Origin of the sequence: Clostridium sp. MF28 (assembly GCF_002969175.1) — a bacterium.
Lineage (GTDB): Bacteria > Bacillota > Clostridia > Clostridiales > Clostridiaceae > Clostridium > Clostridium beijerinckii.
In genome coordinates, this window is sequence record NZ_CP014331.1 from 5,603,053 (window position 1) to 5,614,986 (window position 11,934).

The 11,934-nt window shown below is 29.4% G+C and carries 12 protein-coding genes, 1 tRNA gene and 2 rRNA genes (1 of these 15 only partly in view); 13 read left to right on the forward strand and 2 right to left on the reverse strand.

Translation table 11 applies throughout. The features are described 5' to 3' along the window. The 4 genes from AXY43_RS24790 to AXY43_RS24805 all read left to right on the forward strand — a co-directional run. A 23S ribosomal RNA gene (locus AXY43_RS24790) occupies window positions 1-600 on the forward strand (it extends 2,310 nt beyond the left edge of the window). Between the two features lie 138 nt (window positions 601-738). Next, window positions 739-813: transfer RNA gene (locus AXY43_RS24795), tRNA-Asn, on the forward strand. 3 nt (window positions 814-816) lie between these two features. After that, a 5S ribosomal RNA gene (gene rrf / locus AXY43_RS24800) occupies window positions 817-933 on the forward strand. 91 nt (window positions 934-1,024) lie between these two features. Beyond that, window positions 1,025-1,438: an acyl-CoA thioesterase gene (locus AXY43_RS24805; protein WP_087703043.1), complete on the forward strand. Its 414-nt coding sequence runs from the start codon at window positions 1,025-1,027 to the stop codon at window positions 1,436-1,438. A 74-nt stretch (window positions 1,439-1,512) separates the two neighbouring features. Here AXY43_RS24805 and AXY43_RS24810 read toward each other — a convergent pair whose 3' ends face one another. Further along, window positions 1,513-2,019 (reverse strand): flavin reductase family protein, encoded by a 507-nt coding sequence (locus AXY43_RS24810; RefSeq protein WP_105412317.1) that lies wholly within the window; start codon window positions 2,017-2,019, stop codon window positions 1,513-1,515. Between the two features lie 106 nt (window positions 2,020-2,125). Beyond that, the gene (locus AXY43_RS24815) at window positions 2,126-3,010 is read right to left on the reverse strand and encodes a LysR family transcriptional regulator (RefSeq protein WP_105412318.1); all 885 of its coding nucleotides are present in this window, start codon (window positions 3,008-3,010) and stop codon (window positions 2,126-2,128) included. Between the two features lie 132 nt (window positions 3,011-3,142). On the opposite strand from AXY43_RS24815, the gene AXY43_RS24820 reads away from it, so the two are divergent. The 9 genes from AXY43_RS24820 (at window position 3,143) to AXY43_RS24855 (ending at window position 11,876) form a co-directional block, all read left to right on the forward strand. Further along, complete coding sequence (locus AXY43_RS24820; RefSeq protein ID WP_105412319.1) at window positions 3,143-4,066, forward strand: ketopantoate reductase family protein; 924 nt, start codon at window positions 3,143-3,145, stop codon at window positions 4,064-4,066. 211 nt (window positions 4,067-4,277) lie between these two features. Beyond that, the gene (locus tag AXY43_RS24825) at window positions 4,278-5,060 is read left to right on the forward strand and encodes an SDR family oxidoreductase (RefSeq protein ID WP_031276223.1); all 783 of its coding nucleotides are present in this window, start codon (window positions 4,278-4,280) and stop codon (window positions 5,058-5,060) included. A 165-nt stretch (window positions 5,061-5,225) separates the two neighbouring features. Next, window positions 5,226-5,858 carry a stage II sporulation protein M gene (gene spoIIM / locus AXY43_RS24830; protein ID WP_023976443.1) on the forward strand — a complete coding sequence of 211 codons (633 nt, stop codon included), beginning with the start codon at window positions 5,226-5,228 and terminating at the stop codon, window positions 5,856-5,858. A gap of 82 nt (window positions 5,859-5,940) precedes the next feature. Then, complete coding sequence (locus tag AXY43_RS24835) at window positions 5,941-6,819, forward strand: tyrosine-type recombinase/integrase (protein WP_017212908.1); 879 nt, start codon at window positions 5,941-5,943, stop codon at window positions 6,817-6,819. Window positions 6,820-7,125: 306 nt separating this feature from the next. Beyond that, a complete protein-coding gene (locus AXY43_RS24840; protein ID WP_017212907.1) occupies window positions 7,126-7,359 on the forward strand; it encodes a hypothetical protein in 234 nt (77 codons plus the stop codon). A gap of 391 nt (window positions 7,360-7,750) precedes the next feature. Next, window positions 7,751-9,046: an IS21 family transposase gene (gene istA / locus AXY43_RS24845; protein WP_105410817.1), complete on the forward strand. Its 1,296-nt coding sequence runs from the start codon at window positions 7,751-7,753 to the stop codon at window positions 9,044-9,046. Next, complete coding sequence (gene istB, locus AXY43_RS24850) at window positions 9,039-9,791, forward strand: IS21-like element helper ATPase IstB (protein WP_078114545.1); 753 nt, start codon at window positions 9,039-9,041, stop codon at window positions 9,789-9,791. The genes istA and istB overlap by 8 nt, the downstream gene beginning before the upstream one ends. Window positions 9,792-10,195: 404 nt before the next feature. Then, window positions 10,196-10,360 (forward strand): hypothetical protein, encoded by a 165-nt coding sequence (locus AXY43_RS28210; RefSeq protein ID WP_181246136.1) that lies wholly within the window; start codon window positions 10,196-10,198, stop codon window positions 10,358-10,360. A gap of 571 nt (window positions 10,361-10,931) precedes the next feature. Next, complete coding sequence (locus AXY43_RS24855; protein ID WP_105412320.1) at window positions 10,932-11,876, forward strand: polysaccharide deacetylase family protein; 945 nt, start codon at window positions 10,932-10,934, stop codon at window positions 11,874-11,876. Window positions 11,877-11,934: the final 58 nt, after the last annotated feature.

Consider the following 11,934-nt stretch of genomic DNA (forward strand, 5'->3'; position numbering starts at 1 on the left):
AACGGTCGGAAATCGTTCGAAGAGTGTAAAGGCAGAAGGGAGCCTGACTGCGACACCTACAAGTGGAGCAGGGACGAAAGTCGGGCTTAGTGATCCGGTGGTACCTCGTGGGAGGGCCATCGCTCAACGGATAAAAGCTACCTCGGGGATAACAGGCTGATCTCCCCCAAGAGTTCACATCGACGGGGAGGTTTGGCACCTCGATGTCGGCTCGTCGCATCCTGGGGCTGAAGTAGGTCCCAAGGGTTGGGCTGTTCGCCCATTAAAGCGGCACGCGAGCTGGGTTCAGAACGTCGTGAGACAGTTCGGTCCCTATCCGTCGCGGGCGTAGGAAATCTGAGAGGAGCTGTCCTTAGTACGAGAGGACCGGGATGGACTGACCTATGGTGTACCAGTTGTTTCGCCAGAAGCATAGCTGGGTAGCTAAGTCGGGAAGGGATAAACGCTGAAAGCATCTAAGTGTGAAGCCCACCTCAAGATGAGATTTCCCATAGCATAAGCTAGTAAGACCCCTTGAAGACTACAAGGTTGATAGGTCAGAGGTGTAAGTGCGGCAACGTATTTAGCTGACTGATACTAATAGGTCGAGGGCTTGACCAATATAATCAAGTTGTAATATACATTAATAGAGGAAGCTCGACTCACTGGCGTTCGCTGAGTAAGTTCGAGTACCCAGATATAAAATTTGGACCCTCACTTATGTGCAATTTTGAAAGAACAAATTCTTTCAAATAGCGTTCCGCGATAGCTCAATGGTGGAGCACTCGGCTGTTAACCGATAGGTTGGAGGTTCGAGTCCTCTTCGCGGAGCCAATATCTCGTGATGATGGCATAGAGGTAACACTCCTTCCCGTTTCGAACAGGAAAGTTAAGGTCTATAGCGCCGATGGTACTGCATGGGAGACTGTGTGGGAGAGTAGGACGTTGCGAGGTAAGTATTAAAGATAGTCATAATGGCTGTCTTTTTTTTTATACAGAAATTATCAAATAAATAGTATATTTATCATAAGAAGGAGTGCTTTAATTGTATATAAGTGAAACAAAGATTGTAGTAAGATATGCAGAAACAGATAAAATGGGAATTGTTCATCATTCTAATTACTTTATTTGGTTTGAGGCAGGGAGAACTGATTTCATAAAAGGAAGTAATATAAGCTACAGTGAAATGGAGGAAAATGGCATACTGATACCTTTAGCTGAAAGTAATTGTAAATATATTATAGGAGCAAAATATGAAGATGAATTAATCATAAAAACATGGGTTAAGCAACTAACGCCTGTTAAGGTAGAGTTTAATTATTCCGTTATCAGAGAAAATGATCAAAAAGAAATCTCTAAAGGAAGTACATTACATGTTTTTGTTAACAATGACTTCAAGATAATTAACTTAAAGAAGGTCAATAAAGAAATATTTAATAAGTTAGAATCTTTAATATAAAATATATCGTGTGAATCTAGAAGATCATATCTTAAATTAAGAATTTTAGATATGATCTTTGTTTTGTAGCAGGTTTATTCATTAACCAATATTTTTACGATTTCTCCAATATAAATTGTGTGATAATCTTTTTCAGGATAAATTTTCTCATCAAAAGAAGGATTATCAAAGTTCTCAGGTTTAATTTCTGTATGATACATTTTTTTGCATACTACCACCATTTTAGCTTCTTTAAAGTAAGTATTACTTTCATCAAAAATTGGAGTTAAATTTGCTTTTTCAACTTTGTTATTATCTCTTCCAGAAAGACTTCCACAAATATTTAAAGCTTTTCTGTAATCTTCGCTAAAAAATGATAATGTAAATGTATCATTTGAATCTACAAATTGTTTTGTGTAACGTCCAGGTCTAATGTATACAGTAGCTGAGTTTTTACCCCAGAATACGCCTAGTCCTCCCCAACTTGCAGTCATGGTATTAAATTTATTTTCAGTACCAGCTGTGATTAATAACCATTCGTGTCCGATGAGAGTGAATGGATTTATATTTAGGGTTTTAATTTCAATTTCTTTGAATGACATATGCTTGCCTCCTATAAATTTTTTTATTTAATAATTTATACTTATTTTAAAGCTATTATAATAAAAGTTCAATTACATAATTTTAAATTTTATATAATTACTTAAATCACTTTTTTAGGAAATCAATAAGTGTTTTAGCGGCTATTGAAAGATTATTTGAATTCTTATAGATCACACCTATATATCTGGGAGGAATCTCATCTTTTAGAGGAATTTCTAAAAGGATCTTATTTTCAAGCTCATCATTTAAAAACTCTTTTATAACAGAAGTAATACCAAGTCCCATTTTTGCGCATTCAATTAAAAAATCCATATTGCTGGCTTCAATATCCGGAATGATATTGATATTATGTTTATTAAAATAGCTTTCTATATGTTCTCGCGTAGCGTTAGGATTTTCAAGAAGCATAAAAGATCCTTCAGCTAATAATGCATCGTCAGCAGAATTCAAGTTTAGTTTTTCTAAATAAGCACCACTTGCTACTAGGATATCTTGAATTTTGCAAAGCCTTATAAAATTAAGATCATCTTGGGTGGAAGTAGTACCAATTATGCCTAAATCTAATTTCTCTTCTTGAACTAACTTTATTGTATCCAAAGTAGGTTTATTTATTATCCTAGTCTTAAAATAAGGATATTCTTTTATAAATTCTCGAAATCTAGGCAAAAAATAATTTTTTCCAATTGTTGTGCTTACACCTAAATTAATTGTACCAGTTTCTTTATTTTTTAGCTTTTCCAAAATATTCTCTCCAAGGTTAAGTTCATCAAAAGCATTTTCTATGTGATTAAATAATATTTTTCCTTCTGGTGTTAGGGTCACACCTTTTGAACTTCTCGAAAATAAGGTTACATTAAAAGAAGTTTCTAATGTTTTTATTGATTTACTTACAGCAGGCTGAGAAACAAAAAGAATTTCAGCTGCACGTGATATATTCTTACATTTGGCCACTGTGAGAAAGACTTTATAAAGATTTAGATCAAAAATCATAGTATAACTCCTAATTATAGTATTCATAACTAATATATATTTTTATTATACATTAAGATAAGCTAAAATAGTAATAAGCTAGAAAAATATTTGAATTTATATTAAAAATATAAAAGAAAGGAAGAATATATTATGAAGATTGGAATAATTGGAATGGGAGCGATAGGTGGATATATTGCTGCTATGCTTTGTAGAAGCAAAGAAAATGTTAATGTTGTAGCGTATGGAAAAATATTAAATAAAATAAAGACTGATGGAATTTCATTGAAAAGTGAAATAAATGGAAATTTTACTGTTTTTCCTACACTTGCAACAGATGATTCAGATGAAATTGGTGTTGTTGACATTATCTTTGTTTGCGTAAAAGGATATTCTTTAAAGGCGGCAGCAAAAGCAATTTTACCTATGGTAGGTGATCATACTTTAATTATTCCTATAATTAATGGGGTAGACGGCGGAAATAAGTTATATTCTTACTTAAGAAAAGGAAAAGTAACAGATGCTATTATGTCAATTAGCTCAAAAATTGAAGGTGATGGAGTTATTAAGCATACTAGCCAAAATACTAGAATATTTATATCATCTAATAAAAAACGCCCTATGTATAAAAGAGATTTAGAACGGATCTATAATGTTTTAACTAAATCAAATATTTTATGTGAGGTAAGAAGAGATGCAGAAATTTTTGCATGGAATAACTACGTATTTAATTGTGCTTTTAATATAACTGATTCATACTACGATGTGAAAGTAAAAGGAATATTAGAAGATAAAATGAAATTTGAAACATTTTGTAATGTAGCAAAGGAATGCGAAGAAGTTGCTAGAAGTAAGGGAATAAATCTTCATCCTAATATTTATGAGAATGCAATCAATACACTAAAAAGCTTATCTAAAAAAAGTATAAGTTCAATGCATAGAGATGTTGTATCTGGGAAAAAATTTGAGCTTGAATTATTCTGTGGCGATTTATGTAGGATGGGAAAAGATTTGGGAGTTCCTACCCCTTATACTCAAAAAGCTTATGAAAAGCTAAGAGTTTTACAACCTGTGTAAGATATTCTGAAACACATATAATAGGTATGTAAAGCATTTTCTTAAATAATTCATTTATAGTTCACGAATATAATTATTTAGTTTAAAATAAGATTGATCATTAAAAATTCGCTAGTGTGTTATAATATTAGCAACTATAATAGTTTATTATTTTGACTTATTTACGGAGGTGAATTTTTAGTGTGATTTAACTCTTGCACTAAGATATATTATGGATTATAAAAATAAAGTATGCATAATTACTGGAGGAGCTTTAGGGATAGGAAGATGTTTAACAAGAGAATTTTCAAATGTCGGTGCTAAAGTTATCTTCATTGATAAAAATAAAGAAGCAGGGAATGAAAATGTAGAATATATAAAAAGAAAAGGTGGAGAAGTTGAATTCTTTTTAGGCGATATTGCAGAAGAGGATACTTTATATAAGTTTGCAGAGTTTATAATAAAAAAATATAAAAATATAGATTACCTCATTAATAATGCTTGTATTAATAAAAAAGGAATTATTTCTAAATGTTCATATGAAGATTTTAATTATGTACTCAAAGTTGGAGTAACCGCGCCATACATATTAACCCAGTTACTTATGAATAATTTTAATAAAAATGGTGCAATTGTAAATATTTCATCTACTAGAGCCTATATGTCACAATCTGATACAGAAAGTTATACAGCTGCTAAAGGCGGAATTTTGGCATTGACTCATGGGCTTTCTGTTAGTCTTTCTAATAAAGTCAGGGTGAATTCGATTAGCCCAGGTTGGATTGATACAGGTTCTTATTATGATGAAGAATATGTACCAAAGTATAGTGAGAGTGATTTATTGCAGCATCCATCAGGCAGAATAGGGAATCCAAAAGATATAGCGAGAGCAGCTATGTTTTTGTGTAATGAAGAAAACAGCTTTATTAATGGAGAAAATATTAATATAGATGGCGGAATGACAAAACTTATGATATATAACGATGATAATGGATGGAGATATGATAGTAATTAGTATTTAATACATTATAAAAATTTTTTAAATCTTATGTATATAGAAGTTATTTTCTATATGCATAAGATTTTTTTTTTCGGATTTACATATTTATAATTAGGTGCTGGAATAAACTTCAAATATAAAACATAGTATAAAGTAGAGTAACTAAAGGAGGAATAAGAGATGAATTTTTTACTTACTAAACTAAATGATACTTTTAGGGATAAGAAAGCCTATTTTTTCATTGTACTGATAATGTTTTGTTTAGGAATATCTTTTGGGCTTTACACTGTTAAATATATGGGGGAATCAGATAAAACGGATTTAACAAATTATTTTTTTAGTTTTACTAATTCTATAGGTAGCCATCCTATCAATTATGGAAATTTATTATTCGAGGTTATAAAGAAAAATATACTAATTATTATACCTATATTTATATTAGGTTTAACTTTTTTTGGAGCTCCTGTAATATTAATTTTGGACTTATTAAAAGGTTTTACATTAGGGTATACTTTTTCTTTCATGATAACTACTTTTCAAGGAAAAGGGATGGGACTAGCCTTAATATCTATTGTTCCTCAGAATTTAATATATATTCCATGTTTCATAGCATTAAGTGTTATTAGTTTATCTATGTCTACAGAAAGGTTTAAGGGAAGATTTTTCAAACATGGAAAGATAAAAGATCCTTTTTTAGATGGTGTATTAAATAAATTAATTGTCATCCTAATATTATTTACAATAGGCATATTAATTGAAACTTATATATCACCATCTTTGATAAGATTTGTGGCTAATAAATTCTATTTATAAAACAAAAGATGATTTTAAATAAGGAAAGAAAAATGACGATTTGGTCGAATGCTAATCATAATCAATGGTATAGGAGTTAATAATGATAAATAGTATAAATAATTATAAAAATTATTTGTTTGAGAGTGGTAAAAGTGAGAATACTATATATGCATATGTAACTGATGTTAGTCTCTATTTAAAATTCTTAAATAGAAAAAAGATAGACTTATATGAAAGTGATAAATCAACGGTTATGTCATATATACAAAATCTCACTAATCAAGGAAAATCAGAAAGATCTATAAATAGAATAGTTATAAGTCTAAGGAATTTCTATTCATATTTGAAAAGTGAAACTTTAATTAAGGAAGTTCCTAAAATTGAATATAAGAGTTCAAAAAATAATAGAAAATTGCCACAAATTTTGACCATTGAAGAAGTAGATAAGATAATTAGAATAGTGGAAAAAGACTGCTCAAAAGGAATTCGTGATAATGCATTGTTAGAGTTGATGTACGCTACTGGAATGAAAGTTTCAGAACTTATTGCATTAAATGTAGATGATGTCAATCTTGATTTAAATTTTGTAAAATGTACAGATAACAAGCATTATGAAAGGCTTATTCCTATAGGAAGAAGTGCTTGTAAAGCATTAACAGAATATCTAAGCATAAGGTATAAGATAGCACAGTGCGGTGTTTCTAACCTTTTTGTGAATTTAAATGGTAATAAGCTTACAAGACAAGGTATTTGGAGAATTGTTAAAGAATACTCTAGAAAAGCTGGTATAGATAAAGACGTTAATTTAAACACTTTCAGACATTCATTTGCTGTTCATCTTCTTCAAAATGGAGCAAATGTTAGGGCTGTTCAGAAGTTACTCGGTAATCAGGTATTAACATATATGGATACGTACTATGAGATAATCAATAATGATAAAATAAACTATATATACATGCATACTCATCCAAGAGCTTGAGAATAGTTATTTGTACAAGAAATTAATTAAAAGTATTACGGGAGTTTCCACCCGTTTGCCACCACTTATCAAATTGGTGGCAATTTTTATTTAAGGATGAATTTTTGTGTTTGTAGATTAATATTTATTTATTAAAATTTACAGAAGGAATATTCCAACTTTTGTATAATTAACTTATATGAGAGGAGGCGATATTTATGGTCAAAAAGGAAAGGTGCATATGGATAGAGTAGCCTTTATATACAATTAGCTGTATAAGAGGAGAAAGCTTTATATACAATTAGTTATATAAGAGGAGGAAGATTAATGTTATTAAGTTCAATACAGAAATGCTCTAAGTGTGATATAAGTTTTGCATGGGAATACACGACTCCAGAAACAGAAAGAGTATTGAATTTTGAAGGAGAGACTTCATCAATAGCTAGTGCTAAACTAGTAAGTGCTAAAGAGGGGAAATATGATATTAAAGTGAAATGTCCCAAATGTAAAGCCTTAAATAAGTTTTATATTATTGTGCCAAGGTGTAATAATGAGAAATGATATAGAGAGTAAACTTAACTAAGAGCTCTAGAAATAGGGTTCTTTTTGACGTTATAAAATTTTATTTTAAATTTAAATTGATATAGAAAAAGTATAGAAGTAACCTAATAATAATATTTATAGATGATTGTGGTTATAGGTAATTAATGGTATAATCTTAAATGCAATTTTAATTAATAATAGATTGGGGAGGAATTTTTTATGCATCCAACAAGCACTACAATATTAAGTGCCATACTAATTATAGTATATTTAATATTATCAATAGTAATATTTGCTTTATCAATATATGCTATAAATGATAAGATAAGAATGTAAGGAAATGATCATTTAAGAATGTACAAATTAGTTTTTATAAATTATAATTACCCAATATTTATTGGGGGTAATTATGATTATACAAACAAACATTTATTCAGAAATTAAAATAAATAAGGTAGAAGATCTTCATAAATTAAAGCCACTTATGGAGGTAAACAATTTGAAAGTAAATAAAAGCCAAATAGCTAGAGAACTTGGAGTTGATCCTCGAACCGTAGGCAAATATATAAATGGATATGTCAAACCTACCACTAGAAAATGCAAATCTAAAATAGAAGCTTTTGAGCCTATTATAAAAGAGCTTCTTAGCAAAGATTCAATTCAAGTATTTTATTATAAACGTATTTTATGGCAATATCTAAAAGATAATCATGGACTAGATTGCGCACAATCTTCGTTTAGAAGATACATTTCTAATCACTCAGAATTTAATGAGTACTTTAATAATAGGAAAAAAGGACATATATCAAATGCTTCGCCTATGCGATATGAAACGGAGAAAGGGCAACAAGCACAATTGGATTGGAAAGAAAATATAGAATTTGTTTTGACTACAGGTGAAATTATTAATATAAATATTTTTGTGGCAATCCTTTCATACTCAAGGTTTAGAGTATATAAATTATCGATTGATAAAACGCAAGATATACTACTATCTTTTTTAGATGAGTCATTCGAAACTTTTGGAGGTGTGCCAAAAGAATTACTAACAGATAACATGAAAACAGTTATGGATAACCCTCGAACTACTTATTCTAAGGGAAAAGTAAACAATAAATTTCAACAATTTGCAGATGACTATGGATTTAAGGTCCGTCCCTGCATAGCAGGAAGACCGAATACAAAAGCAAAAGTTGAGGCTCCTATGAAACTATTAGACGAAATAAGGGCCTATAATGGAACCTTAGATTATGAAGGTCTGCATAAGCTTGTTTCGGATTTAAACAATAGAATTAATGGTACATGCCATACATCAACTGGTAAAATACCCATATTGCATTTAGAAAAAGAAAAAGATTTCTTATCAGAACTGCCTAAAGTACAGATAAGAAATCACCACAAAATAATCACCACAAATGTTAAAGTAAATCGCCAAAGTATGATTTCATATAAATCAAACCAATATTCTGTACCACCAGAATATATAGGTAAAAAACTAAAACTTCAAGTTTATGATGATCAACTACATGTGTATTATAGCACAAAGTTAGTTACTATTCATAGAATAAAAAATCAGAAGTTAAATTATCATGCTGATCATTATGCTGAAATCAGTGGTTTAACATTTAATAAAAATTCATATGAAATGATAGAAGTAGCCAGAAATAATTTGAAAATGATAGGAGAAATATATCAAAATGAATAGTACATATACACAACTCATAAATAATTTAGAATATTTGAAGATGAAGCAAATGATTACTCATTTGGACGAAGTTATTGATTTTACAACAAAAAACAATCTATCTTTTGTTGATGCTTTAATTAAGCTTACAGCTCACGAGATCGACTGTAAAGAAGCCAATATGATTAAATCAATGGTTAAGGTTGGGGCTTTTCCACATCAAAAGGAAATTAAAGATTTTGACTTTAATTTTCAACCTGGAATTAATAAAGATCAAATATTGGATTTTTTAACACTGCGTTTTTTAGAATCACAAGAAAATATTGTATTTTTAGGTTCTAGCGGAGTTGGGAAAACACATCTTGCGACATCTATAGGAATCGCGGCTGCGAAGCGCCGGTACAGTACATATTTCATTAAGTGTAATGATTTGCTGCAGCAGCTAAAACGAGCAAATTTAGAGAATAGGTTAGATGCTAGACTTAAGCATTTTAGTAAGTATAAACTTCTTATTATTGATGAATTGGGGTATTTACCTATAGATAAAGAAGATTCGAAACTGTTTTTCCAATTAATTGATATGAGGTATGAGAAAAAAAGCACTATCTTAACTACCAACATAAATTTTAACTCTTGGGATGATATTTTTTATGATCCTGTTATAGCTAGTGCTATCTTAGATAGAATTTTACATCACGCCCATGTTGTTACAATCAATGGAAAATCATATAGACTAAAAGATCATTTTAAACAAGAAGAAGATTAAAAAACCACATTCTTAAATGATCAAAAAGTTACATTTCTAGCTTGACATTTATATATGCATTCATATTATTTATAAAGCTAGCTAATAGAGGTATAAGAGCGCTTGACATTTATATAGAGAAAAAGAAGGACATGCAAAGGGAGATTATTATATAAATAGCAATAAATATGAAAATTATTAATAATAATTTGTTTTTCATATAAAGTATGGAGGTATAAGATATTAATATTTTATATAAGACCACATAGCAAATTGTAATTTAGATGTTTTCTATGAAATTTAATATATTATAAGTCATAATATATTATGAAACATGAACAAGCACATGTATAGCAATAGTTGTTCTTAGATACAGTTAGAAAAATTATCAATTTTATTGAGAGCATATATAAGTAGGTGAGATAATGAATGATAAAGAAATTGATGATATGTTTTTTAAAATTTATGATTACGAGTGGCTTGACAATCAATATAAAGATGTAGCTAGAAAGTCGTCAGCGTATATTGGCTTTAGATTGTATATAAAGCTTAAAACACTTATCACTTCGGTTTTAAATATAAAAATATGATATTTATTATAAATAAGATAAACTGTAATAATGCTTTAGCATTATTATTTAAAACTATAAAAACAAAGAGCAACATACATAGGGGTAATATGAATGTTGCTCTTTGTTTTTTATATTATAGGGTAAATATTTATGAAAAAAAGATTTTATTAACTTTATGTACTTATTTTAGTATATCATTGTGTCAGTATGATGGCAGACTAAAAAAATAAAAGAAAAATTATAAATTTCTTAATAGCGGTTTTGGATTTGAATAAATTATTTATGGTTATTTTAAAGTAATATGGAATTAGAATACTAATTGATAATAGTATTGTACATGCTGAGTTAGTATATACTATTAGTAACATATATTAGAGCTTGTAAATAGCTAAATTAGCATAAATAATGTCGTATATTGTAGTGAAGTGATTTTTATGGAAAAGTATACAATAAAACGACAGAAAATATATAGATTATTACAAAAAATTACATAATTTATATTTAAGTCGAACTTCTGTGCAATAAGTAAAACAAATATGATATACTTATAAAAATGTAAATTAATCTAGCTATAGGAGGAAATAAATATATGAGAAAAAATTATAGGTATAATAAAAGTAAAGATAATAACATAAAAAAAGCTAGAATAATTATTTTATTTATGACTATAGTTTTTTTAATAGTCGGAGGTAGCTCTCTCATTGCAGCGAAGTTTTCCAAAAATAGACAAGAAGTACAAGCACTTGATGACACTAAGCAAAGTGGAGATTCAGATTCAAATTCAAATGATAAAAAGGATAACCGAGATTCTCTGAATGTTGAGAGTAATTCAGAAGTAGAAGATTCTTCATTTATTGAAAAGTATTTGAATCAGCAAATGAAGGGGCAAAAGCCAGATGGAGCAGACGGTAAGAAAGTAGTATATTTAACATTTGATGATGGTCCATCGGAAACAGTTACACCTCAAATACTAGATATTTTGAAGTCGGAGAATGTGCATGCAACATTCTTTATTGTGGGAAAATCACTAGATAAAGATGAGAACACTAAAAATATAGTTAAACGAGAATTATCTGAAGGAAATTCTATAGGTAATCATACTTATTCACATAATTATAATTATTTATATCCAAATGGAAAGATAAACTTATCGAATTGTATGTCTGACATTGAAAAAACAAATGAGTCTCTAAAAAAGGTTTTAGGAGAAGATTTTTCAACTAGAGCTATTAGATTTCCAGGTGGGCATATGACTTGGAAGAATAAAGATTCAGTTGGTATGGATACTATGGACAAGGCTTTACATGAAAAAGATTATCATCAAATAGATTGGAATTCATTATCTCAGGATGCGGAAGGTGCACCTAAGAATGCAGAGCAATTAAGGCAGGAAGTTATAAAAACTACAGCAGGAAGGGAAAAGGCAATAATTTTGATGCATGATACTTACGGTAAAGAAGAAACAGCAAAAGCATTACCAGGAATTATAGAATATTTAAAACAACAGGGATATGAATTCAAGGTTATTAAATAGTATTTATTAAGAAAAAGATGAATTTAGAAATTATATTAAAATTCACCTCTTTCTATTT

Excerpts from the sequence above, each read along its gene's own strand:
- AXY43_RS24810 (WP_105412317.1), bottom strand. The coding sequence starts at position 2,019 with ATGTCATTCAAAGAAATTGAAATTAAAACCCTAAATATAAATCCATTC.
- AXY43_RS24815 (WP_105412318.1), bottom strand. The coding sequence starts at position 3,010 with ATGATTTTTGATCTAAATCTTTATAAAGTCTTTCTCACAGTGGCCAAA.
- AXY43_RS24820 (WP_105412319.1), top strand. The coding sequence starts at position 3,143 with ATGAAGATTGGAATAATTGGAATGGGAGCGATAGGTGGATATATTGCT.
- AXY43_RS24825 (WP_031276223.1), top strand. The coding sequence starts at position 4,278 with ATGGATTATAAAAATAAAGTATGCATAATTACTGGAGGAGCTTTAGGG.
- spoIIM (WP_023976443.1), top strand. The coding sequence starts at position 5,226 with ATGAATTTTTTACTTACTAAACTAAATGATACTTTTAGGGATAAGAAA.
- AXY43_RS24835 (WP_017212908.1), top strand. The coding sequence starts at position 5,941 with ATGATAAATAGTATAAATAATTATAAAAATTATTTGTTTGAGAGTGGT.
- AXY43_RS24840 (WP_017212907.1), top strand. The coding sequence starts at position 7,126 with ATGTTATTAAGTTCAATACAGAAATGCTCTAAGTGTGATATAAGTTTT.
- istA (WP_105410817.1), top strand. The coding sequence starts at position 7,751 with ATGATTATACAAACAAACATTTATTCAGAAATTAAAATAAATAAGGTA.
- istB (WP_078114545.1), top strand. The coding sequence starts at position 9,039 with ATGAATAGTACATATACACAACTCATAAATAATTTAGAATATTTGAAG.
- AXY43_RS28210 (WP_181246136.1), top strand. The coding sequence starts at position 10,196 with ATGAATGATAAAGAAATTGATGATATGTTTTTTAAAATTTATGATTAC.
- AXY43_RS24855 (WP_105412320.1), top strand. The coding sequence starts at position 10,932 with ATGAGAAAAAATTATAGGTATAATAAAAGTAAAGATAATAACATAAAA.